This window comes from Achromobacter sp. UBA4530 (assembly GCF_002388205.1).
In the GTDB taxonomy this organism is placed as follows: Bacteria; Pseudomonadota; Gammaproteobacteria; order Burkholderiales; family Burkholderiaceae_B; genus Achromobacter; species Achromobacter animicus.
On record NZ_DGMA01000007.1, the window covers coordinates 172,813 to 195,980 of the forward strand.

A 23,168-nucleotide genomic window follows, 5' to 3' on the forward strand; every position below is an offset into this window, starting at 1 on the left:
CGGGGCGAAACTCCAACCGGCTTGATGCGCATCAATGGAGCGCCCTGGTTAAACGGCAACCATACGGACATGGCTTGTTCAACCAAGGAGGCCCACCATGTACCGCCGCATTTCCGTCCACCTGGACCACGGGTTTGACTGCAAGCGCCGCACCGCGCTGGCGCTGGAACTGGCCAAGCGCCACAAGGCCGAACTGGTGGGGGTCTACGCCAGCTCCGCGCCGCCGCAGTACTACTACGGCGAATCCGTCATGATGTCGCGCACGCTCAACATCATGAAGAACCTGCAGGCCCAGAACCGCGGCGAGGTGCAGAACGCCTTTCTGGAATCCGCCGCCATCGCAGACGTACCGGCCGTCGTCCGCGCCGGTGAATCCTCGCCCAGCGCCACCGTCGCCCTGCACGGCCGCGCCAGCGACCTCATCATCGTCAGCCAGCAAAACCGCGACGATGTCGAGGCCGCCCACGAAAACGAATTCGTCGAACAAACCCTGCTGACCGCCGGGCGCCCCGTCCTGGTGGTGCCGTCCAGCGGCGAATTCCCGGTCGTTGGCGACCGCGTCCTGCTCTGCTGGGACGGCAGCCGCGAAGCCGCCCGCGCACTGGCCGATGCCACCCCGCTGCTGCAAAGCGCCTCGCATGTCGTCGTGCTGACCATGGACGAAGGCGCGGCCACCCGCAACGTCGAATCCATCCCCTTCGAAGATCTGGTCACCTACTTCGTGGCACACGGCATCTCCGCGCCGGACCACGTGCGCCGAGACATCAAGGGCGTTGGCGTCGGCAGCACCATCCTGAACGCCGCCGCCGATTACAGCGCCGACCTGATCGTCATGGGCGCGTACGGCCACAGCAAATTCCGGGAATGGGCGATGGGCGGCGCCACCGCCTCCATCCTGAAGAGCATGACGGTGCCGATCATGTTCTCGCACTGAAGGCTTAGCCCGCACAAACGCCGACGCCGCGTCCACAAAGGGCGCGGCGTCGGCGTATTCAATATCGGCGCATCCGCCGGCGCCATACTCGCGCCGGCAATCGGCCGCGCGGCATCACGCAGCCACGAGGTTCGCGTCTCGCACCGGCGTCAGCACCGGCTTGCCGGCAAAATGCGCCGTGGCGTTTTCCAGGAACAACGCCACGGTCGCCGCCACCGCTTCCGGCGAACGTCCTGCGCTGTGCGGCGTCAACACCACGTTGTCCAACTGCTTGAGCGCATCGGGAATGGTCGGCTCGCCGTCCACCACGTCCAGTCCGGCGCCGGCAATGCGCTTCTCGGCCAGCGCGGCAATCAACGCGTCCGTGTCGACCACGCTGCCGCGCGCGATGTTGATCAGATAACCGTCCCGACCCAACGCCTCCAGCACGCCGGCGTCCACCAGATGATGCGTGCCGGCGCCGCCGGGCGTGGCCACCACCAGAAAATCGGACTCGGCCGCCAACGCGCGCGGATTGTCGAAATATGTGTAGCCGGACTCAGGACGGGCGCGGCGGTTGTAATACCCCACGCTCATGCCAAAGCCATTCGCGCCGCGCCGGGCGATTCCCAGGCCAATCGTGCCAAGGCCCAGAATGCCCAGCCGCTTGCCGCTGACCTGCGGGCCCATGAACCCGCTCCAGTGCCCCTGCCGGACCCAGGCGTCAGCCTGCGGCAGCCGGCGCGCGGCGCCCAGCAGCAACGCCATCGCGTGGTCGGCAACGGACACGGCGTTGGCGCCGGGACCATTCGTGACCTCGATGCCACGTGCGTGCGCCGCAGCAAGGTCAATATTTTCATAGCCGACGCCCAGCGAGCACACGATGCTCAATTGGGGCAGCGCCGCCATTTCATCGGCGCGCAGGCCGGTGGCGCCGCGCGTCAGGACGGCACGAATCCCGGCGCCGTGGTCCTGGATGGCCTGGGCGCGGGTCTGGTCGGTGGTGGCGAGGATCGGGCGAAAGCCCTGGGATTCGATGAGGGGAAGATAGTCCTGAACGCTGTCGATCAGGATCAATAAGGGGATGCTCATGTCGGGCTGCGGGTCTATGAGGGTTGCTGCTGAAACCCGCAGATCTTACGCCCGACGCGGCGAGCGCGCCAGGACTGGCGCCGGGATGGCCCACCGATGCGGCGTGTGCCGCCGCAGTCCCTCCTGATGCGGCCCGCCAGACGCGCGCACGCGCCCGGCGGCCGTCAGCGCGTCAAGGCGCTATATGCGTCCCATCAGCAGCAACACAATGAGCACGATCACGACAATGCCAAGCAGGCCGCTGGGGTAATAGCCCCAGCTACGGCTATGGGGCCACGCAGGCACGGCGCCGATAAGCAGCAGGATCAGGATGATCAGCAGGATGGTCGACATAATGACTCCTTGGTCTTATTGGTTCGAGTTATGTAAGAGCGACGCCTCAGGCGTCTTTCGGCGGCACGATTTCCTTGACCGGCGGGGACAGCGGCGGCAGATCCACGTCCGGCTCATCGGTATCCGGGTCCACGGGCAGGTCGCCCGGCGGCGAGCCGGGGGGAATGGGGTCCGGCTTCGGCGGCACATGTAGTTGCAGGACGGTTTGCATTGCACTCTCCTCTGAAGATTCTCTCGCGGGCGGCGCTGCCGGTCCGGCGGGCGGTTCCGGTAGCACGATTGCCGACAACGCCTTCAGCAAGCGCCGTGCCCAAACCCGCGCGCCGCCCGGCGCGGGGCGTCCGGGAACGCGGCATGCTGGGTCGGGGCGCTACCGCGCGCACCCGGAGATTGAATGAGTACCCGCACGCAAAACGACCCGGATCCCCTGCCCGTCGAAGAGGCGGCGCTGACCTATGTGGACGACACGGAACCCGGCTACACCCGCGTGCGGGTCAATGGCCATACGTTCCACTACCTGGACGAGAAAGGCGCCCGTATCACCAACGAATCGGAGATCCAGCGCATCAACGCGCTGGCGATTCCGCCGGCCTACGAAAATGTGTGGATCTGTCCAATGAAGGATGGGCACCTGCAAGCCACGGCGCGCGACGCGCGTGGCCGCAAGCAGTACCGCTACCACCCGGATTGGACGGCGGTGCGCGATGCCACCAAGTACAAGAACCTCCTGTCCTTCGGCCATGCCCTGCCGCGCATCCGGCGCCAGGTCGAGCGCGACATGAAGATACCGGGCCTGACGCAGGACAAGGTGATTGCCGTACTGGTGCGCCTGCTGGAGATCACGCTGATCCGCATTGGCGGACGCGAATACGCGCGGGCAAACAAATCCTACGGCCTCACGACGCTGACGCGCCGCCACACCACCGTGGCCGGTAGCCGCTTCCGGTTCCGGTTCCAGGGCAAGAGCGGCGTGGCGCACGATGTCACGGTCACGGACCGGCGAGTCGCCCGCATCATCAAGCAATGCCTCGACATCCCCGGCCAGCAGCTATTTCAATATCTGGATGCGGACGGCGACAAACGTCCGGTGGATTCGGGCGCGGTCAACGCCTACCTGCGCCACGCGGGCGGCGGGGAATACACCGCGAAACACTATCGCACGTGGGCGGGGTCGGTCATGGCCTATGCCGCGCTGCAGGCGCGTCCATTCGAGGACGAGCGCCAAGCCAAACAGGAGGCCGTGGACGTCATCAAACAGGTGTCCAAGCGTCTAGCCAATACGCCGGCCGTCTGCCGCGCGTGTTATGTGCATCCGGCGATCATGGAAGCCTACCTGACCGGCACGCTGCCGGCCCGCAAGGCCGCGCCGGCGGGTCCTCGCGGGCTCAGCGCCGACGAGCGGCGCCTGCTCGCTTTCCTTCATGAACAGCAGGCGGCCGATGCGTAATCAGAAGATCGACGAGCGCGCGTTTTTGGCACGGGGCTGCGGCGCGGAACCGTCGGCCCAGTTCGACTCGGTCTTGTTGTCGACCACTTCGCGCTTGTCGCGGGCGGCCTCGTCGGGCGTATCGGCATCGGGTTTGTCCGGTAGATTCGGCACGTCGACGGGACCGCTCGGCGGCAGTATCTTAGCGTTGTCCTGCGCGGATTTGTCGGCGCGCGCCGACGGGGTGGATTTGGGTGCGGACGAAGGTTTCATGGTGGTCTCCAGCCAGTGCGAACCTTCATCCTACGGCCCCTCGCCCGCTGGACAAACTGTCAAGACCTTCAAATTGCAAGCGGATGTGCCGCCGGGCGCCCTGCCCTTGTGTGGCTGCGCGGCGTCGGCCGTTCACAAGGAGATGCAATGCGAGACCCAAACTTCGAGCAATGTGTGCAAGCCTGCTATGAATGCGCGGTGGCGTGCGACCAGTGCGCCGCCAGCTGCCTGCGGCAGAATCCGGCGCAGCTCAGGGCCTGCATCGCCTTGTGCGTCGACTGCGCGGCAGTCTGCCGGCTATGCGCGGCCATGCTGGCGCGCGGCGGCGAATTTGCGCAAGCGCTGTGCACGTTGTGCGCGCTGGTATGCGATGCCTGCGCGCGCGAGTGCTCCACGCACGAATCCGAAAAATGTCAGATCTGCGCGGGCGCCTGCATCGCCTGCACGCTGGCATGCCGAGACATGGTCGAGGCGTAAGCCTCGTCCCGCCCCGCGGCCGTCCGGGCCGGCCGCGACGGCGCATTTTTCCGCCCGACAGTCAAGGAGCTTTCGATGGCCACGACGAATACCCCTATGCCTTCCGACTTCCCCGAGAACGGCCCCGACAATCGTGGCGCCTACAGGCGCTCGCGGCATCCGGAAAGCTGGATCGACGAGTTGGAAGCCACGCTCAGCGACAGCTCGGCAACCGACCTGGAGGCCTTGAAGGCGCGCCTGGGCGACCAGCTTCAAGCCACGCGTCAAAGCCTGCGAGACGCGTCCGACAACGCGCATGACCTCATGCGCGAAACCCTGGATTGCACCGAAGAATACATCCACGCGCGCCCCTGGCAGGCAGTTGGGCTGGCGGCGGGTGCGGCGTTTCTGCTCGGCATCATCGTCGGCCGGCAGTAGCCGGTCGGCACGGTCGCCGGGAACGGCGTTTGCTCGACTCTCGGGCGCAAGGCGCATCCCGCGCCGCCCAATGGGAGAAAACATGAGCACACCCAAGAACGCCCAGACCGGCGACCGCCCGCATCCCGTGCCGCCCATGCCGGGCCAGCACCTGGACGAACAGCCAGGCGTTGAAGCCGACATGGTGCTCAAACCGCAGTACCAGGCGCCCGGCTACAAAGGCAGCGGCAAGCTGCAGGACAAGGTCGCCATCATCACCGGCGGCGACTCGGGCATCGGCCGCGCGGTGGCCGTGCTGTTTGCGCGCGAAGGCGCCGACGTCGCGGTGCTATATCTGGACGAACACGAAGACGCCAAGGAAACCAGCCGCGCGGTCGAGGCCGAGGGCCGTCAATGTCTGCTGATCCCCGGCGACGTGCAGGATTCGGCCTTCTGCAACGAAGCAGTGGCGCAGGTCGTCAAGCATTTCGGCAAGCTCGACATCCTGGTCAACAACGCGGCCTTCCAATTGCACACCGACACGCTGCCGGAAATCAGCGACGAGAAATGGGACAAGACGCTGCGCACCAACATCACCGGCTATTTCTACATGGCGCGCGCGGCGCTTGAACACCTGAAGACGGGCGACGCCATCATCAACACCGGCTCCGTCACGGGCCTGAACGGCAGCGGCAAGCTGCTGGACTACTCGTCGACCAAGGGCGCGATCCATGCGTTTACCCGATCACTCGCATCCAATCTGGCCGAGCAAGGCATCCGCGTGAATGCGGTGGCGCCGGGCCCCGTGTGGACGCCCTTGAACCCGGCCGACCGAAGCGCCGAAGAGATCAAGTCGTTTGGCGAAAAGACGGATTTGAAACGCCCCGCCCAGCCCGAGGAAATCTCGCCGGCCTACGTCTTTCTGGCATCGCCCGAATGCTCGAGCTACATCACGGGCATCGTGCTGCCCATCACCGGCAGCGCCGGCGACTGAGCGGCTGGACATGACCGAGGGGCCGTACCTTTTAACGGCCGATCCCCCAGACACCTGCCGCGCCGTGCGCCGGACTTCACTTTTCCGGCACAACAGAAGCCGGCGCGGCGCGGGACGCCGGAGACACGGGCGGCGCTTCCCCCTTCGGCGCGGGGTGGATCTTCTCACCATTGACCGCCGGCTCACGCTGCAGCGCGCGGCTCATCGCATAGTGATCTTTCAGCATCGGCAAGGTGCGGACCGCAAAGTCACGCACCTGCGCGTCTTCTGACGCTTTCGCAGCAGTCTCAAACAGGCGGTTGGCGGTTGCGTGCGCGTCCACAGCCGCCTTCTGGATGTAAAGCTGGTCGAACGACGCGCCGGTCATGCCGCCCAGCTCGTGGAGCGTCGCGCGTTCAGGCTCGGCCGGCTGATCCGGCAGCGCCACGTTTTTCGCTGCGGCCAGCGCCTTCAGTTCTTTGTTCACCGCGGCGTGCTGTTCCAGCATCTTCGCCGCGAAAGCGCGCACCTGCGCATCCTGCGCGCGCTTGCCGGCGAGCTCGGCGGCCTGTACTTCAAACATGCCCGAGCCCGACGCCGCCTGCAGAAAGCGGGCGTCGGACGCGTCCAGTTCGGCGGCGTGGCTCACATGGCCAACGCCCGCCAGAACAAGCGCAGCGGCCACAGCCGCCAGCGAGGGAATGGTAAATGGCTTCATTGTTCTGTCTCCGTGAGCGGCCACGCGGCCTTCAGTTCGCGGTGGTCGGCGCTTCGACGCGGCGCGGCGGGTCCAGCGGATCGAAATCCTGCCATTTGCCGTCCTGCCAGCGGCCGTTCGCGCGCTCGATGTCCGTGCCGCCTGCCGCGCGCAGAATCTGACGCGCCTGCTGTTCGCGCCCAATATCCACATGCAGCGCCAGCATCACGCCCGCCTGCCGCACCGGCGGATGGGACTTCTCCGGTTCGCCCGGCGCCGTGCGCACGCGCTTCTTGCGGCCGATCACCCACATGGCGCCCGCCAGCGCGCCGATATAAGCGCCCACGCCCGCTGCCGCGATGGTGATGAAGATGGACGCGGCCAATTGCGCGGCGATCACCCCCGCCACCAAGGCGAACACCAGGCCCAGCAGCGACGCGCCGGCCACGGCGCCGAAGTGCCCGCCTTTGGCGTCCGGATCGGCGACGCGGTCGCCGCCCAACGGAAAGCGCCCGTGCTCGCCCGCAATGCTGACGTAGAACGTGTGGATGTCGTCCTCGGTATAGCCCTCGGCAAACAGCTTCTGGGCGGCCAGCGTGGCTTCGTCGAAGGTCTGGAACCGTGCAGCGACAATCAAGGACATGACAATCTCCCGGTAGAAAATTCTCCCAGCAGGAGCAACTTCCATACCCGCGCGGCGCCGCTCGGTCCTTGACTGGCAATCGCGGCATGGCGCTTGCTGCAATTCGATGGCAAATGGCGACGTCCACGGATGTGTCCTGGACGCGCTTTTCCCAACTTGGAGATTCCCATGCCCCGTATCCCCGACACCGACCTGAACCTTGACGACAGCGGCCGGCCCGACCTGGGCCCTAGCGACTCTTCCGATTCGGCCAGCGACCTGCCGCTGGACCGCCGGCACACCGACAGCGACTCCCAGGCCACCGGCGAACGCGAGAGCGTGGAACCGGACCTCGTGGACGACGACGGTGCAGACGTCGCCACCGATCGCATCACGGACGCAGACGAAGCCGGCATCTCGCGCGATGCGCCCGACCCGGTTCGCAATGGCGGCTAAGCCCGGCGCCTGCTTCGCGCCGCGCCAGCCGCGCAGCGCGAAGCGCAATGGTCACTTCCCTTCGGGCCGCTTCCCCGGATACTGACCGCCCTCCTCGTACTCGGGCCCTCCGTGGTTAGGCTTCTTGTCCGATTCCCGCTTGTAGGGTTCTTCCTTGTCGATCGCCTTATCCGCGCCAAACTGGCCGCTCTGGTTCGACGCTTCCGTTTCGTCCTTCGGGGTGTTGGCCTTGGACTTTCCCGGCTGTTGTTCGTGTTGGGTCGTCATGAATGCTCTCCTTGAAACGCGCCCGTCCGAAGATGGCGGACAGGCAGCGGCTCAATGCGCAAGCGCCGTGCCTGAAAAACCCGGGCACGGCACTTGCTCTGTCCCTGGTCGGGTCCGCCAACTACCGGACCAATTTCCCAAGGAGTCAGTCATGAAGCTGTCCAAAACGATTTGCCCCGCTTTCGCCCTGTGCTTTTCGGTCCTCGCCTTCCAGGCCTCCGCGCAGACTGGCGCTGCCGCCGTTCGCACGAACGATCAGATCGACAACCAATACAAGATGGACAAAAAGCAATGCGACGGCATGAAGGGCAACCAGAAGGATGTCTGCCAGCAACAGGCCGAAGCCACGCGCGACAAGGCCAAGGCAGACGCCAAAGCCGCCAAGGAAAAGGCCGAAGCCTCGCATGACGCCGCGAAAACGCGCAACGATGCCGACTATAAAGTCGGCAAGGAAAAGTGCGACGCCATGTCCGGTAATGCCAAGGACGCCTGCATGGCAGACCTGAAGACCCGCTACAACAAATAAGCGGGACTAGGCGGATTCCCGGGGCGGTCCACCCGCCCGGGAATTCTCGCCAGGCAGCGGATAGCCCGCTGCCGCGTATTCCTCAAGACGGTTGTAGAGCGTCTTGGGACTGATGCCCAGCACGGCAGCGGCTTGCTTTTTCACGCCGTTGCAGCGTTCGAGCGTCGCCAGGATAAGACGCCGATCGGCCTCTGCCAGCGTCTCTCCGACAGGCACGCTGACCTGACCGCCAGACGACTCGCCAGCCGGCGAGACCTGCGGCACCAGCATTTCCAGATCCAGCACATCGCCGTCAGCCATGATGAACGCGCGGCGAACAAAATTCTTCAGTTCGCGCACGTTGCCCGGCCATTCGTACTGCTCCAGTGCCGCAGCCGCTTCGGGCGAAAATGCCTTGTTCTTCCCGGATTCTTCGTTGAGCGTCTGCAGGAAGCGCTGCGCCAGAAACTGGATGTCGCTGCCGCGGTCGCGCAGCGCCGGCAGTTCGATGGGAAACACACTCAATCGGTAGTACAAGTCTTCGCGCAGCTTGCCTTCCTGCACGGCCTGTTCCGGATTGCGGTTCGTGGCGGCCACCACGCGGATGTCGCAGGCGATTTCGCGATTGGTCCCCACGCGCATGAACTGCCCCGTCTCCAGCACGCGCAACAGCTTGACCTGCAGGTCAAGCGGCATTTCGGTGACTTCATCCAGGAACAGCGTGCCGCCGTCCGCGCGTTCGAAGTAGCCCTTGTGCTGGCGGTCGGCGCCGGTAAAGCTGCCGCGCTCGTGGCCGAACATTTCGCTTTCGATCAGGTTGGGCGAAATCGCGCCGCAGTTGACCGCGATGAACGGCCGCTGGCGGCGCGGGCTGAGTTCGTGGATGGCATGGGCAGCCAGTTCCTTGCCGGTGCCGCTTTCGCCGATCAGCAAGGTGGTGACGGTGGTGGGCGCCACGCGCCCGATCTGGCGGTACAGCGTCTGCATCCGTTCGGACTTGCCGTACAGCTTGCCGAAACGGCCCGGTTCCTCGAAAGGCGTGCCGGGCAGCTCGCCGCCCGAATTGACCATGATGCGCTTGAGGATTTCTTCCAGGCGCTCCATGCAGATCGGCTTGACCAGATAGTCGGTCGCACCCAGGCGCAAGGCCTGGACGGCGTTGTCGACAGTACCGTGACCGGTCATCACCACCACTTCCGCGCTACTCGCATTAACGTTCTTGAAAATGTCCATGCCGCTGCCGCCCGGCAACCGGACGTCAGTCAGCACCAGGTCGGGCGCTTGCCGTTCGAGCTGGATCAGGGCGTCCTTGACGCTGGCTGCCAGGGCCACCGAAAACCCGCTATCGCGGCCGATTTCGGCCAGTGTTTCTCGTATCGCATCGTCGTCATCGACGATTAGCAGGTGAGGCATGCTATCTCCGTATCCCTTCTATAACGCTCAGAATAGTCACTATGGGGGCGGTCAGCGCAAATATTTTTCGGATTCCACCAACGTTTTCCAATGCTTGCAACTCGTCGCAATCAGAGAGTAGGCTGCACTCTACGATGCACTTATTGCAGGCCCGCTTCCGGGACTGAGGATCAAGCATGGCTAGTCGAAATACCGCTACGCGCACCACCGCGCCTTCGCCCACTTCCGTGTTCGCCGACACCAGCGGCATGTCGCCGCAGATGCGAAAACTGGGAAACCAGATCGCCCTTGCGGCGGCCACCGATGCAAGCGTGTTCATTATCGGTGAAAGTGGCGCTGGAAAGGAAATCGTAGCGCGGGCCATCCACGATGCGAGCGATCGCCGCGACCAGCCGTTCGTGGCGGTCAACTGCGGCGCGATCAGCGGATCGTTGGCGCATGCCGAACTTTTTGGTCACGAAAAAGGCAGCTTCACCGGCGCCGTGTCCCAGAATGCCGGCTATTTCGAGTTTGCAAGCGGCGGCACATTGTTTCTGGACGAAGTCACCGAAATGCCGCCGGACATGCAGGTGCACTTCCTGCGCGTGCTCGAAGTCGGCACGTATCAACGCGTGGGCGGCACCGACGTGTTGCGCGCCAATGTGCGCGTCATCTGCGCCAGCAACCGCGACCCCGCCGCCTCCGTCGCGGACGGCCGGTTGCGTCAGGATTTCCTGCACCGTCTGCTCGTGATTCCGCTGCGCGTGCCGCCGCTGCGCGAGCGCGGCGACGACGCCCTGCTTCTTGCCAAGCAATTCCTGGACACGTTGAATGCGCAGCATGGCACGCAGAAGACGTTTTCGCCGCACATGCTGGAAGCGATCAAGGCGCACGACTGGCCGGGCAACGTGCGTGAACTGCGCAACGTGATCCAGCGCGCCTACATCATGGCCGACACGGAGCTGGACGCCGAGCTGCTCACGCGCAAGCGCGGCCCGAACCAGGCGCAGATGCGCGAAGGCTCGCTGAACTTTCCCGTAGGTATGCCGCTTGGCCGGGCCCAGCGCGAGTTCATTCTGGCCACGCTCGCGCATCATGCCGGCGACAAGCGCCTGGCCGCCGAGACGCTCGGCGTCAGTCTGAAGACGCTGTACAACCGTCTGGATGTCTATGAAAAGGACGAGCCCGAAGCGGCAGCCTGAGCAGTTATTACCATCCCCTTTGTAATACTGTCCCAGCATGCCGCGTTCCCGCCGCGGCTACCACCCTCAAATGCGGTTGGCACGTTTTTTGCGTCTATGAAAGGAACGAGCCGCCTTCCGGCGGCTGCCCCTTCAGGAGACTCGATTGGGCCACCCGATGCAAGAACTTCGCCTGCGCCAGCAAATGACGCTGGCGCCGCGTCTGCAACAATCCGTCAAGCTGCTTCAGATGTCGGCGTTGGAGTTCACCACGGCCGTGCAACACGCGCTTGCGACGAACCCTTTTCTCGAAGATCCGGACGAATCGGAGCCCGAGGCGGCCCCGGCTGCGCCCGGCGTCCGCGGTGAGATGACGGAGCAGGCCGACGGACAATCCGCGCCAGAACCCGTCGCGGCATCCGACAGCCCGGACATGGATGAACCCCCGCCCGACGCGCCGGCCTATTCCGGCGACTATCCCACGCACGCCCCGTCCGGCGGCGACAGCGATCTGGGCCAATGGGCCTGTGCCAACGTGTCGATGCGTGAGCGCCTGTCCTTCGAATTGGGCAACTACCACGTGCAGCCGCGCGACCGCCTGCTGGCCGAATTCATCATCGACGCGCTGGACGACGACGGCTACCTGCGCACGCCGCTGGAAAATCTTTGTACGGCCGCCGACGAAGACATCAATCCGATTCCCGACGAAAGCGAATGGATGGCGGCCCTGCGTCTGGTGCAGCAGCTGGATGCGCCCGGAATCGCTGCGCGCGATCTGCGCGAATGCCTGACGCTGCAACTGGCGGCGCTGCCCGACGAAGACGACGCCACGCGGGCGCTGGCCCAGCGCATTGTGCAGGATCATCTGGAACGTCTGGGCAAGAACGATTACGCCGGCCTGCGCCGCGCGTTGGCATGTTCGGACGATGCCCTGCGCGACGCCTGCGCGCTGATCCGGCGCCTGGATCCCAAGCCCGGCGGCCGCTACAGCGGCGACGCGCCGGTGTACGTCGTGCCCGATGTGTTTGTCGACAAATGGCAGGGACGCTGGCGCGTGCTGCCCAATCGCAGCGCCATGCCCCGCGCGCGTCTGCATAGCGCCTATGCGGACCTCTTCCGGCGCGCCCGGCTGGACGACCGCAGCCCAATGGCGCAAGAGCTGCAGGAGGCGCGCTGGCTGGTGCGCAATGTCGAGCAGCGCTACACCACCATCCAGCGCGTGGCCGAAGCGATCGTGAAGCGCCAGCAGATGTTCTTTGAGTACGGCGAAGTCGCCCTGCGTCCGCTGATGCTGCGCGAAGTCGCCGATGATCTGAACATGCACGAGTCCACGGTGTCGCGCGCCACGGTCAGCAAGTACATGACCACGCCGCGCGGCGTCTTTGAATTCCGCCACTTCTTCTCGCGCGAACTCGCAACGGAATCGGGCGGCTCGTGTTCAGCCGCAGCCGTCCGCGCGCTGATCAAGGAAATGGTGGACGCCGAAGATCCGTCCATGCCGCTTTCCGACGTGGCGTTGACGCAGCAACTGGCGTCCAACGGCATCCTTCTCGCCCGCCGCACCGTATCCAAATACCGCGGCCAGTTGCGCGTGCCGCCGGCAGAATTGCGCCGCCAGCATTGAATCGCGGCACCGGCATGAACCGGTGCCGCGATTGCTTGCGCGGGGACGGCCTTTGACCCCGACTTGATTTCCGCCGCACGAAAAAAAGGCTTCCTTCCGGAAGCCTTTTTGTGTGGGGCTGCTTACTTGCTGCCGCCCGTGTTCGGATATCCCGGAGGAGGCGCGGCGCCGCCGGCCGGGGTATTCGGCACATTGTCATTGGCTTCGCGCTTGCGATTGGGCATTTCCGACCCATGTTTGTCGGACTTCATGTGACCGCTCTTATCCAGGTTCGGCGGCGTGGTGCCGGTCTGGGGCGCCGCGTTCGGGGCGGGCGGAATCTGGCCCGGAGGCACCTGGGTGTTGGGCGGCACGGCAGCCCCGTCATTCGGCGTCGTGGACGGCGAGGTCGGGGGCGAGCTGCGGCCCGTGGATTGGGCATAGGCACCGCCAGCGGCAAGGCCGGCAATCATGGCAAACGCGCAAGTCATGGCACGGTATTTCATAGCGTAGCTCCTTCCTTGGTTGAAATGCTTCAACCTAGTCGCAAGCCCCGTGCCTGACCCCCGCTTTATCTACTCCCCCTGCGGTAGTCCGCCATGGGGGGCATTTTTTACCTGCCGTTGAAACACTGACCGCCTATTTGACCTCTACCCCGCCCGCTGCGGCCCCGCGCTCTCCTCCAGCATCCGCTGCACCCGTTCGCCCAGCGCATCCAGCGAGAACGGCTTGACAATGAGTTCCATGCCGTCCTCCAGGAAACCACCCGCGCTGGCCGCGCTTTCGGCGTAGCCCGTCATGAGCAGCACACGCAGGCCGGGGTGAGCGACGCGCGCGGCGTCCGCCAACTGCCGGCCGTTCAGGTTGGGCAGGCCAACGTCCGTCACCAGCAGGCTCAGGTTACGCGTGGACGTCACCAATTCCAGACCTGCCTCCCCGTCGCCGGCCGTCAGCACATGCAGGCCCATGTCCACCAGCGACTCGCGCACCATTTCGCGCACGTTCGTGTCGTCTTCCACGACGATGACGAAGGCCTGGCCGGCCGATGCGGCTTGGGCGCCAGTCGCCCGCGGCGCATCGGCGGCCATTTCCGGCACGCCCTGATGGCGCGGCAGGTACAGCCGCACCGACGTCCCGACGCCTTCGGCGCTTTCCAGCACGGCACTGCCGCCGGCCTGCTTGGCAAAGCCGTAAGTCATGGACAGCCCGAGCCCCGTGCCTTCGCCCAGCGGCTTGGTGGTGAAGAACGGGTCGAAGGCGTGGGCCAGCACATCGGGCGACATCCCGCAGCCCACGTCTGACACCGTGACCTCGACAAACGGGCCCGGCGTGACGCCGGGGCTCTGGCGCAGCGACGCTTCGTCCAGCTGCGTGTTTGCCGCCGCAATGGTCAACACGCCGCCATTGGGCATGGAATCGCAGGCGTTGATCACCAGGTTGAGCATCGCGTTCTCAAACTGGTTCTTGTCGCAGTTGATCGGCCACAGGTCCGGGTCCAGATCGAAGACCAGATTCACACGCTCGCCGGTATACCGATGGAACAGGTCCATCATGGAATGCAGCGTGCCCTCCACGCTGAACGGCTTGGGGTCGATCGGCTGGCGCCGCGAGAAGGTGAGCAGGCGCTGCGTCAGGTGTGCGGCACGGTTCGCCGAATCCATGGCCACCGTGATGAACCGCTGCGCCTGTTCGGGCACGCCGGCAGACAGCTTGCGCTGAATGAGATACAGCGCACCGGTGATGCCCTGGAGCATGTTGTTGAAATCGTGCGCGATGCCGCCGGTCAGGCGTCCCACCGCCTCCATCTTCTGGGCCTGGCGTAATGCGTTCTCGGTGTCGGCCAGCGCCTCGGCCTGCGCTTTCAGATCGGAATCATCACGTCCCGCGACGTACAGGCTGTCTTGCGACCACGACATGCTCCAGGTGATCCAGCTGTAGCCGCCCTCGCGGCGCAGGACCCGGTTTTCCAGGTGCCGGGCGGGTTGCGTGCCGTCCGCCTGCGCGTGCGGCGACCAGGCGGTGCGCGTCGCGTCCAGGTCGTCCGGGTGGATCAGCTCGGCCAGCCCCATCGACAGAAACTGGTCGGGACTCCAGCCCAGAATGGGTTGCACGGCCGGATTCACGCTGGCAAAACGGCCCCTGCTGTCGATGACGGCCAGCAGCTCGGGAGACATTCGCCAGATGCGATCCCGCTCGGCAATGGCGTGTTCCACCCGCTGCTCCAGCATGCGCGCGTATTGCGAACGCTCGACCGCGTCGCACATCCGTTCGGCGACTTCCTCGATGAACGCCAGATCCGCCGGCTTGAGCCGGCTGCTCGACAAGGGGCGGACCAGCAGCGCACCGCCTTGCCGCGCCCAGCGGCGCATCGGCACGACGATGGCCGACGGGCGGATGTCGCCGCCCTCTTGCGCCACCAGCGGCTGCAGATAGGTCGTGCGCCCCTTGCGGACGGCGTCGAAAAAATCTTCGCCCAGTTGTTCTGTCGCCAAAGCGTCGTGGCTCGCCACATCATGCTCGGAACGCCAGCAGGTCGACACCACCGGCGCCGCGCCGTCGCCGGCCCAGTCCAGAACCGCCACCAGGCCCAGCGACAGGTGCTGACCCAATCCCGCGCAAGCGGTTTCCTCGATGGCCGGCTGCAGATGGAGTTCTCGCATGCGGTCGCCCAGCGCCAGCAGGAAATTCTTGCGATGCTGGCCTTCCCACAGCTCGGTCTCGGCGGCCTTGCGCGCGGTGACGTCAAGAAACAACGCCATGATGCGATCGGGACCTTCCTTGCGCGCCCGCGCCTCGTACCACGCATCCTTGGGCGCGGGCACGGCAAATTCAAACTGGGCGGGCTCGCCCGACTCCACCACCTGCGCGAACGTATCCAGGATCTGGCTGGGAACGCCGGGAATCATCTCGCGCAGCGTGTGGCCCAGCGTGTCGCCCTCGCGCATGCCGCTCTGGCGTTCAAAGGCGGGGTTCACCTCCAGAAAGCGGAAGTCGGCGATGCGGCCGTCCTCGCTGCGCAGCGCTTCGGCAAGAAAAAACGCTTCCTGCATGCCGTCGAACATCGCCCGCCAGCGCTCTCCGCTGCGTCGCAAGGCCACGTCCAGCAGATGCCTTTCGATCGCCAGCGCCGCGCTGCGCGTGACCAGCGCGATCGCGTCGATATCCTGCGCGGTTGGCAGCCGGCTTTCTTCGTAGTAATTGGAGAAGACGCCCAACAGCCGTCCGTCTGGCGCCTTGATCGGCGTGGACCAACACGCGCGCAAGCCATTCTCCAAGGCAAGGTCGCGCCACGGCGCCCAACGCGGATCGTTGGCAATATCGTCGGTGTAGACCGGCTTGCCCGAATGCGCTGCCGCGCCCCACGAAGCGGTCATCGGCCCGATGGCTACCCGGTCCACGGCGGCATTGAACGCGTCCGCCAGGCTGGGTGCGGCGCAATGCCGCAATTCGGTCCCCGCGTCGTCCACCACAGCGATGGACGCGCGCAGCGTCACACTCGACTGCGCCTCGACGGCGTTCAGCACATGTTCCAGTACCTGCCGGATCGGTACGCCGGCAGCTATGCGCTCCAGCATGATGCGTTCGTCTTCCAGACGAGCTAGCGTGTCGGTCCATGGCAGGGACACGCGGTCTTGCTTGGTCAGCATGGTTCCCCCTATCGCAATACAGAATGTATCGCGATAGAAGCGCGCGTGGCGCAACCCTGCGTAACGCGACGCTACCCTTCTCTGAAAAAAAGGGTGCGGTCAGGCGGGGCCAGCGGCGCCAGCCGCGGGATGCCGCCGTCCGGTGCGCCAGGCGAGACCCGCGCTGATCACGAGCGCGGCGGCCAGCAAGCCGCCCGCCATGGCGGCCACGCCATGCCAGCCGCCGGCGGTCCAGAATTGGCCGCCAAGTGCCCCAAGCACGCTCGATCCCACGTAATAGACCAGCAGGTAGAACGAGGCGGCCAGCGCCTTGTAGCCACGCGCCATCTGCCCGACCCAGCCGCTCGCGACGGCGTGGGCTGCAAAAAAGCCGAAGGTGAAGACAACGATGCCTGCGATCAGCACGGGCAACGTATTGGAGAGGGTCAACAGCAGGCCCGCCAGGGCAAGGCCGGACGCTGCGGCCAGCATCGCGCTGCGCCCGTGCCGGTCAGCCAGGCGGCCGAACCAGGTCGAGGCGAAGATGCCCACCAGGTAGACGACAAAGATGAACCCGATGAAGGTCTGGCTGAGCGAGAACGGCGGCAGCAGCAGGCGAAAGCCGACATAGTTATAGACCGCGACGAACGCGCCCATCAGCAGCCCGCCCATGGCGAACAGCGCGCACAGCGGACCATTCTTCAGGTGCGCGCCGGCGCCTTCCCGCACATCCGCCCACACGCCCGCCCATCCCTGGCCCCGGCGTGGCGTGAACCGGCGCGAGGCCGGCAGCAGCCACACGAACAGCAGTGCCGCGATGAGGCCCAGCAATCCCAGCGTGCCCATCGCCGCGCGCCAGCCGAAATGGTCGGACACCAGGCCGGTGATGACCCGTCCGGACAGCCCGCCGAATGCGCTGCCGCTGATGTACAAGCCCATCGCGAAGCCCAGTGTGCCGGGCTCCACCTCTTCGGCCAGGTAGGCCATGGCTACGGCGGGCACCCCGCCCATCGCCACGCCTTGCAGCGCGCGCAGCGCCAGGAGACTCTGCCAGTCCGGCGCGACGGCCGCGACGGTTCCGAGCACGGCGGATGCAAACAGGGACCACGCCATAACCCGCTTGCGCGGCAAGGCGGCGGAAAACAGGCCCACAAAGAAGATCGCGATGGCCAGCAACCCCGTGCACAGCGACAACACCAGGCTGCTCTGCGCCGGCGATACGTTGAACGCATGGGTGAACAGCGGCATCAGCGGCTGGACGCAATACAGGAGGGAAAAGGTGGAAAAACCGGCGGCAAAGAGTGCCCACTGGGCACGGCGCAGTCCCGGCGTACCGCGCGCCAGATATTCGGGCGCCGTGGCGCCACGTTCGGTTGCGGGACTTGCAGAAGGGGTAGACATCAGGATTCTCGAAAAACACCGGGCTTGAGCCCATGCAGACAAAGTAGACTTTTCCCCTGCATATGTCCAATATATGAAACCTGACCCGTTCATATTTTAAAAAGATGGAATTGCGCCACCTGCGTTACTTCACCGCCGTTGCCGAGGAACTGCACTTCACGCGCGCGGCGGCCCGCCTGGGCATCGGCCAACCTCCGCTCAGCCAGCAGATCCAGCAACTGGAACGCGAGATCGGAACGCCGCTGTTCCTGCGCCTGCCCCGGGGCATCGCGCTGACCGAGGCCGGCGCCCAGTTCCTGGACGATGCGCGCGCCATCCTGGCCAGCGCCGACCGCGCCATCGACATGGCCAGACGGCTGGGCCGCGGCGAACGCGGGGCCATCACGGTGGGCTTTACCGCATCAGCCGTATTCCACCCCTACCTGCCCCGTGCCATCCGCGCCTACCGCGACCGCTATCCCGACGTGCGCATCACCCTGACCGAAAGCAATACCATCTCGCTGCTGCGCGGGCTGCGCGCCGGCGAGGTGGATGTCGCCTTTGTGCGCCCCCCTTACGTGCTGGACGCCGAATTCGAATCCGAGCGCGTGCTGGACGAGCCGATGCTGATCGCCCTGCCGCCCGGCCATCCGCTCAGCCGCAAACGTGCCGTTCCCATCGCCGAACTGGCTGACGAGGATTTTGTGCTGTATCCGCGGCCCATCGGCGCGGGCCTGTACGACGCTATCCAGTCCGCCTGCCAGCGCGTCGGCTTTGCGCCGCGCGTCATCCAGGAGGCCCCGCAGATGGCGTCGATCGTGAGTCTGGTGGCGGCGGGCGTCGGCATTTCGATCGTGCCCGCCGCCATGCGGCACATGGGCGCGCAAGGCATCGAGTACCGGCCCATCAAGGGCGATGCCCCGCACGCCCTGCTGGACATGGCGTACCGGCGGCACGACCGATCAGTGGCTGCGGAAAACGCGGTCGGCATGTTGCGGCGGCTGGCGCATCCGGAACGCGATTGAGTTTTCACGAACCAGCCGTTTCCCCCTGTCGCGTTTGTCATTTCCTGTAAACCGTCCGGGCGAAGCCGGCGATAGACTCACGCGCTTGCCGGCGATGCGTCCCCGTGGGAGACCCGCTGTCAGCCGCGTTCAACTTTATAAAGGTGCTCCCGTGAGACGTACCCTTCTGGCCCTGGCTTTTGCGTCGATCCCCGGACTGGCTGCCGCCGCCGCGCTGCCCTCCTCCATCGGCGCCGTCACTGTCTACCAGGATCGCGCCGTCGTCACCCGCGCCGCCAGCAGCGAGCTAGCCGCGGGCGAACACGAGCTGGTGCTGGAAAACCTGCCCGCGTCGCTCCAGGAAAACTCGCTGCAGGTGTCCGCCAAGAGCACCGGTCAGGCCACGCTGCTTGACGTCAAGGTCAGCGACGTCTATCAGGCCGCCACCGCCAACGAGCGCGTACGCCAGATCGAGGCGCAGATCGACAAGCTGGTCAGCCGCCAGGCCGCGCTGGACGACGAAGCCGCGGTGCTGGACAACCAGCGCGAACTCATCCTGATGATGCAGCGCGGCGCCACGGAACCGGCCAAGGACGGCGCGCGGCTCACGCTGGACGAACTGAAGGCGATCCAGACCCTCAGCGCCGAGTCGCTGGCCACGACGCTGGCGGGCCTGCGGCGCGTGGCAGAACAAAAGACCGAGCTGGAGCGCGAGATGACGGCGCTGCAAACCCAGCTTGGCCTGGTGCGCGGCGAATCGGGCCGTCGCACGAAGACCGTCACCTTGCGGGTCAACATGGCGCGCGCGGGCAAGCTGGATCTGGCGCTGTCGTATGCGGTGGCGGGCGCACGCTGGACGCCGGCCTACGACGCGCGCCTGCGCCCCGCCGACCGCAATGTGGATCTGGGCTACTTCGGCGTCATCCGCCAGAACACCGGCGAAGACTGGAAGAACGTGAAGCTGACGCTGTCCACCGCCCGGCCGTCCCTGGGCGGCGGCGCGCCGACGCTGCGTCCGTGGATCATCGACGTGGCCGCGCCGCCCCCGCCGCCCCGGCCCGTTGCCGCGCCCGCCCCCGCCGCCGTGCAGGCCGAGATGCACGCCAAACGCGCGCCGCGCGCCAGTGCGATGGAAGACAGCGCCGTGCTGCCCGAGCCCGAAGCCGAAGTCATCGATGTCTCGACGGCCCAGGTCCAGAACGCCGCGACCAGCGCGTCGTTCCAGATCAAGAATCCGGCCACGCTGCTGTCGGACAACACCACGCAACGCGTTGCCATCGCAACGACCCAGCTGCCTGCGACCTTGCAATACCAATCCACGCCGGGGCTGCGCGAGACCGTCTACCTGACTGCGCAGGCCAGCAACAACACCGACTTCCCCTTCCTGGCCGGTCCGCTCAATACCTTCCTGGATGACGCGTTCGTGGCCTCAGGCGCCATGAAGGCCGTGATGCCCGGCGAAAAACTGGAGCTGGCGCTCGGCGCCGACGATGGCATTTCCATCAAGCGCCAACTGGTGAACCGCTATACCGAAAGCACCGGTTTCTCGGGCAGCGGCAAGCGCGTCACCTACGAGTACAAGATCACCGTCAAGAACAACAAGGCCACCAAGGAACAGGTGTCCTTCGCGGACCGCCTGCCCATCTCGCGCAACGAGAAGATCGTGGTCAAGCTGCTGTCGCCGTCCGAGCGCGACATCAAGCGCGAGGAAGACGGCAAGCTGGTGTGGGACTGGGAACTTGAGCCGGGCAAGTCGCGCGAGACCGTGCTGAAATTTTCGGTCGACTATCCGGGTGACGTTGCCGTGTTCGGTCTGTGACGAGCAACCTGTGACCCTCAATGCGTGCGGCAGAACTCGATGAACGCATCGGGGTCCAGGGGCACGGAGATCCCGTAGCCCTGCGCCACATCGCAACCCAGTTCGCGCAGGAGCTGCACGTCGCGCTCCTGCTCGACGCCTTCAGCGACCACGCGCCGGCCCAGCACCCGCCCCATTTCGATCGCGGCCGCCACGACGGCGCGCGAGGCGGGCTCGCGGTGCATATGCACGATGAAGTCGCGGTCGATCTTCAATTCGTTGAACGGCATGGCGGAAAAGAGGCGCATGGATGCGATGCCCGCGCCGAAATCGTCCATCGCAAGCTCAAAGCCGCGCACACGTAGAAGGTTCAACGTCGACGACAGCGCCAGCCAGTCGTTGACCGGCTCATCCTCGGTAAGCTCCACCTTGATCAGCCGAGCAGGCAATCCCGCCTGCCCGACCTTCTGCTCCAACAGGCCGGGCAAGTCGCGCGAGCACAGCGTGGATGCCGAGGCGTTGATCGCAATCGGCACGGCAATGTCCTCGTCCTGCATCTGGCGCAACACGCTCAGCACGCGGTCGGTGACGCGGCTGAACAGCATGCGGTCCATGCCCAGCCGGTGCGCCGCCGGCACAAAGTCCGCAGCGGAAATGGCGCCCAGCTTCGGATCGATCCAGCGCGACAGCGCCTCGGCCGCGACCACGCGGCCCGTCGACAGGCTGATCTGGGGTTGCAGCACCACGCTCATGCCGGTGCCGGAAAGCAGCGCCTGGCTCAACGCGGCTTCCATGACTTCGCGACGCACCGACTTGGGTTTGTCCGGCGACGCTGATTCGTCGTCGATGCTGTGCAGCGCATTCTTGATGGCCTGTTGCATCGCCACGCGCGACACGGGCTTGGACAGCGCCTGCGCCGACGGGCAACCGGCTTGCAGGGCCAGGCGGACATGCGACTGCAGCAGTTCGTCGCTCAGGCTGCTGATCCAGATGATCGGCGGCATGCTTTTCAGGCGCCCCGCGTCCACCAGCCTGCGCAGGTCGTTGGGCAGCCGCGTGCCGTCGCCTTCGCCCATCACGATGTCGCTGATCAGCACGTCATGATATTGACGCGTGATCGCCCCGACCGCCTCGATGCTGCTTGCCAAGCCCGCCACGCGGCGATAGCCCAATGCCAGCAGCATGTTCTGCAGGTAGGCGCGTTCGACTGGGTGATCTTCCACGAGAAGAATCCGTCGGGACGCTCCGGCATCGGGTTTTGGCATTGCTGACCGTCCTGGACCTGTATACACGGTAAGAAGCCGCACGCGGCCCCCGCCTGCGCCTGCCGCAAGCCGGTTGCACCCGGCCAACTGAGAGCGTGAATCAATGCTAAGGCATCCACGCGAAACATGTCTTTATCGATAACGGGTTAATTCAGTTCGTCACCGATAGGCGTAGCCAGCGGCGCCTCCGCCGTCCGGCTCCGTTCATTGGGGCCTGTCCCCGCCGCACAGACTTGCCGCAGCCACCCATCCGCCTCCACCGTCCGCGGGTGCGATAATGGCGGACTTTCCCGCATCTACCGGCACGGAGCTTCTCTTGACCCGCATTGACGACCCCCTGCACGACCGCGAGGTCGGCGCCGCCGACGCCACCCAGGACAACACGCGCACCGACGACACCCGCATCAGCGCCGTGCGCCCGCTGATCTCCCCCGCGCTGCTGCAGGATGAACTGCCGGTGTCGGCCGACATCCAGACGCTCGTCGAGCAAAGCCGCGCGCAGATCGCCGACGTGCTGCACGGCCGCGACGACCGGCTGGTCCTGGTGGTAGGCCCCTGCTCCATCCACGACCACGCGCAAGCCATGGAATACGCGCGCAAGCTGCGCGCCGCCGCCGACGAGCACAAGAAAGACCTGCTGATCGTCATGCGCGTGTACTTCGAGAAGCCCCGCACCACCGTCGGCTGGAAGGGCTACATCAATGACCCGCGCCTGGACGGCAGCTTCCGCATCAACGAAGGCCTGCGCCGCGCCCGCGAACTGCTGCTGGACATCAGCGGCCTGGGTCTGCCCATCGCCACGGAATTCCTGGACCTGCTCAGCCCGCAGTACATCGCCGACCTGATCGCGTGGGGCGCCATCGGCGCACGCACCACGGAAAGCCCCAGCCACCGTCAGCTGAGCTCGGGCCTGAGCTGCCCGCTGGGCTTCAAGAACGGCACCGACGGCGGCGTGCAGATCGCGGCCGACGCGATGGTCGCCGCGAGCGCCAAGCACGCGTTCATGGGCATGACCAAGATGGGCATGGCCGCCATCTTCGAAACCCGCGGCAACCAGGACACCCACGTGATCCTGCGCGGCGGCAAGCAAGGCCCGAACTACGACGCCGCCAGCGTGCAGGCCTGTTGCGACGCCCTGCGCAAGGCCGGCCAGCGCGAACAGGTCATGATCGACTGCTCGCACGCCAACTCCAACAAGTCGCACGTGCGCCAGATCGACGTGGCCAACGACATTGCCGCCCAACTTGCCCAAGGCGACTCCCGCATCACTGGCGTCATGATCGAAAGCCATCTTGAAGAAGGCCGCCAGGACCTCAAGCCCGGTGAGCCGCTGCGTCATGGCGTCTCCATCACCGACGCTTGCCTGGGCTGGACGCAGACCGAGCCCGTGCTGGCCGCCCTGGCCCTGGCCGTGCGCCAGCGCCGCGAAAAGCTCGCCGCGCGCGGTTAATCGCTCGCGGGTGTCCGGCGCGGGGTAGCCCCCGCGCCA

24 protein-coding genes are annotated in these 23,168 nt (G+C 65.8%); 12 read left to right on the forward strand and 12 right to left on the reverse strand.

Annotated features, from left to right (window positions below; all coding sequences use genetic code 11):
* The first annotated feature begins 97 nt into the window (after positions 1 to 97).
* On the forward strand, positions 98 to 934 hold the full coding sequence (locus B2W22_RS05085; protein ID WP_175121589.1) for a universal stress protein: 837 nt from the start codon (positions 98 to 100) through the stop codon (positions 932 to 934).
* 114 nt (positions 935 to 1,048) lie between these two features.
* Here B2W22_RS05085 and B2W22_RS05090 read toward each other — a convergent pair whose 3' ends face one another.
* The 3 genes from B2W22_RS05090 to B2W22_RS05100 form a co-directional block, all read right to left on the reverse strand.
* Entirely contained in the window at positions 1,049 to 2,005 is a 957-nt protein-coding gene (locus tag B2W22_RS05090) for a 2-hydroxyacid dehydrogenase (RefSeq protein ID WP_286936474.1), read from the reverse strand.
* A 180-nt stretch (positions 2,006 to 2,185) separates the two neighbouring features.
* Entirely contained in the window at positions 2,186 to 2,338 is a 153-nt protein-coding gene (locus B2W22_RS05095; protein ID WP_076520934.1) for a DUF3309 family protein, read from the reverse strand.
* Positions 2,339 to 2,384: 46 nt separating this feature from the next.
* Entirely contained in the window at positions 2,385 to 2,549 is a 165-nt protein-coding gene (locus B2W22_RS05100; protein WP_167427925.1) for a hypothetical protein, read from the reverse strand.
* 183 nt (positions 2,550 to 2,732) lie between these two features.
* Between B2W22_RS05100 and B2W22_RS05105 the strand changes: the two genes are divergently transcribed.
* A complete protein-coding gene (locus tag B2W22_RS05105; protein WP_175121591.1) occupies positions 2,733 to 3,785 on the forward strand; it encodes a DNA topoisomerase IB in 1,053 nt (350 codons plus the stop codon).
* Here B2W22_RS05105 and B2W22_RS05110 read toward each other — a convergent pair whose 3' ends face one another.
* Positions 3,786 to 4,037, reverse strand: coding sequence for a hypothetical protein (locus B2W22_RS05110; RefSeq protein WP_056561187.1), 252 nt, complete (start codon positions 4,035 to 4,037; stop codon positions 3,786 to 3,788).
* Positions 4,038 to 4,184: 147 nt separating this feature from the next.
* On the opposite strand from B2W22_RS05110, the gene B2W22_RS05115 reads away from it, so the two are divergent.
* The 3 genes from B2W22_RS05115 (at position 4,185) to B2W22_RS05125 (ending at position 5,904) form a co-directional block, all read left to right on the forward strand.
* On the forward strand, positions 4,185 to 4,514 hold the full coding sequence (locus tag B2W22_RS05115) for a four-helix bundle copper-binding protein (RefSeq protein ID WP_175121592.1): 330 nt from the start codon (positions 4,185 to 4,187) through the stop codon (positions 4,512 to 4,514).
* A gap of 96 nt (positions 4,515 to 4,610) precedes the next feature.
* Complete coding sequence (locus B2W22_RS05120; RefSeq protein ID WP_224776797.1) at positions 4,611 to 4,931, forward strand: DUF883 family protein; 321 nt, start codon at positions 4,611 to 4,613, stop codon at positions 4,929 to 4,931.
* Positions 4,932 to 5,013: 82 nt separating this feature from the next.
* Complete coding sequence (locus B2W22_RS05125; protein WP_175121593.1) at positions 5,014 to 5,904, forward strand: SDR family oxidoreductase; 891 nt, start codon at positions 5,014 to 5,016, stop codon at positions 5,902 to 5,904.
* Between the two features lie 76 nt (positions 5,905 to 5,980).
* Here B2W22_RS05125 and B2W22_RS05130 read toward each other — a convergent pair whose 3' ends face one another.
* The gene (locus tag B2W22_RS05130; RefSeq protein WP_254594869.1) at positions 5,981 to 6,532 is read right to left on the reverse strand and encodes a DUF4142 domain-containing protein; all 552 of its coding nucleotides are present in this window, start codon (positions 6,530 to 6,532) and stop codon (positions 5,981 to 5,983) included.
* A 100-nt stretch (positions 6,533 to 6,632) separates the two neighbouring features.
* Positions 6,633 to 7,223, reverse strand: a complete 591-nt coding sequence (locus B2W22_RS05135; RefSeq protein WP_175121594.1) for a hypothetical protein — start codon at positions 7,221 to 7,223, stop codon at positions 6,633 to 6,635.
* A gap of 168 nt (positions 7,224 to 7,391) precedes the next feature.
* On the opposite strand from B2W22_RS05135, the gene B2W22_RS05140 reads away from it, so the two are divergent.
* On the forward strand, positions 7,392 to 7,658 hold the full coding sequence (locus tag B2W22_RS05140; protein WP_175121595.1) for a hypothetical protein: 267 nt from the start codon (positions 7,392 to 7,394) through the stop codon (positions 7,656 to 7,658).
* 51 nt (positions 7,659 to 7,709) lie between these two features.
* Here the strand turns inward: B2W22_RS05140 and B2W22_RS05145 are convergent, their stop codons facing one another.
* Positions 7,710 to 7,925 (reverse strand): hypothetical protein, encoded by a 216-nt coding sequence (locus tag B2W22_RS05145; RefSeq protein WP_175121596.1) that lies wholly within the window; start codon positions 7,923 to 7,925, stop codon positions 7,710 to 7,712.
* Between the two features lie 151 nt (positions 7,926 to 8,076).
* On the opposite strand from B2W22_RS05145, the gene B2W22_RS05150 reads away from it, so the two are divergent.
* On the forward strand, positions 8,077 to 8,451 hold the full coding sequence (locus B2W22_RS05150) for a hypothetical protein (protein ID WP_175121994.1): 375 nt from the start codon (positions 8,077 to 8,079) through the stop codon (positions 8,449 to 8,451).
* A 6-nt stretch (positions 8,452 to 8,457) separates the two neighbouring features.
* Here the strand turns inward: B2W22_RS05150 and B2W22_RS05155 are convergent, their stop codons facing one another.
* On the reverse strand, positions 8,458 to 9,843 hold the full coding sequence (locus tag B2W22_RS05155; protein WP_175121597.1) for a sigma-54-dependent transcriptional regulator: 1,386 nt from the start codon (positions 9,841 to 9,843) through the stop codon (positions 8,458 to 8,460).
* 176 nt (positions 9,844 to 10,019) lie between these two features.
* On the opposite strand from B2W22_RS05155, the gene B2W22_RS05160 reads away from it, so the two are divergent.
* Together B2W22_RS05160 and B2W22_RS05165 are read left to right on the forward strand one after the other, a co-directional pair.
* Positions 10,020 to 11,024, forward strand: coding sequence for a sigma-54 interaction domain-containing protein (locus B2W22_RS05160; RefSeq protein WP_255595686.1), 1,005 nt, complete (start codon positions 10,020 to 10,022; stop codon positions 11,022 to 11,024).
* Between the two features lie 157 nt (positions 11,025 to 11,181).
* Positions 11,182 to 12,627, forward strand: a complete 1,446-nt coding sequence (locus B2W22_RS05165) for an RNA polymerase factor sigma-54 (RefSeq protein WP_175121598.1) — start codon at positions 11,182 to 11,184, stop codon at positions 12,625 to 12,627.
* Between the two features lie 122 nt (positions 12,628 to 12,749).
* On the opposite strand, the gene B2W22_RS05170 is transcribed toward B2W22_RS05165, so the two are convergent.
* The 3 genes from B2W22_RS05170 to B2W22_RS05180 all read right to left on the reverse strand — a co-directional run bounded on the left by B2W22_RS05170 (position 12,750) and on the right by B2W22_RS05180 (position 17,633).
* Positions 12,750 to 13,112, reverse strand: a complete 363-nt coding sequence (locus tag B2W22_RS05170) for a hypothetical protein (protein WP_175121599.1) — start codon at positions 13,110 to 13,112, stop codon at positions 12,750 to 12,752.
* A 144-nt stretch (positions 13,113 to 13,256) separates the two neighbouring features.
* The gene (locus B2W22_RS05175; RefSeq protein WP_286936481.1) at positions 13,257 to 16,253 is read right to left on the reverse strand and encodes a GAF domain-containing protein; all 2,997 of its coding nucleotides are present in this window, start codon (positions 16,251 to 16,253) and stop codon (positions 13,257 to 13,259) included.
* Positions 16,254 to 16,352: 99 nt separating this feature from the next.
* Complete coding sequence (locus B2W22_RS05180; RefSeq protein WP_286936483.1) at positions 16,353 to 17,633, reverse strand: MFS transporter; 1,281 nt, start codon at positions 17,631 to 17,633, stop codon at positions 16,353 to 16,355.
* Between the two features lie 104 nt (positions 17,634 to 17,737).
* Here B2W22_RS05180 and B2W22_RS05185 point away from each other — a divergent pair, with 104 nt between their 5' ends.
* Positions 17,738 to 18,637: a LysR family transcriptional regulator gene (locus B2W22_RS05185; RefSeq protein ID WP_175185318.1), complete on the forward strand. Its 900-nt coding sequence runs from the start codon at positions 17,738 to 17,740 to the stop codon at positions 18,635 to 18,637.
* 172 nt (positions 18,638 to 18,809) lie between these two features.
* Entirely contained in the window at positions 18,810 to 20,435 is a 1,626-nt protein-coding gene (locus B2W22_RS05190; RefSeq protein WP_286936757.1) for a mucoidy inhibitor MuiA family protein, read from the forward strand.
* A gap of 17 nt (positions 20,436 to 20,452) precedes the next feature.
* On the opposite strand, the gene B2W22_RS05195 is transcribed toward B2W22_RS05190, so the two are convergent.
* A complete protein-coding gene (locus B2W22_RS05195; protein ID WP_286936485.1) occupies positions 20,453 to 21,679 on the reverse strand; it encodes an EAL domain-containing response regulator in 1,227 nt (408 codons plus the stop codon).
* Between the two features lie 316 nt (positions 21,680 to 21,995).
* On the opposite strand from B2W22_RS05195, the gene B2W22_RS05200 reads away from it, so the two are divergent.
* Positions 21,996 to 23,129 carry a 3-deoxy-7-phosphoheptulonate synthase gene (locus B2W22_RS05200; protein ID WP_239213366.1) on the forward strand — a complete coding sequence of 378 codons (1,134 nt, stop codon included), beginning with the start codon at positions 21,996 to 21,998 and terminating at the stop codon, positions 23,127 to 23,129.
* Positions 23,130 to 23,168: the final 39 nt, after the last annotated feature.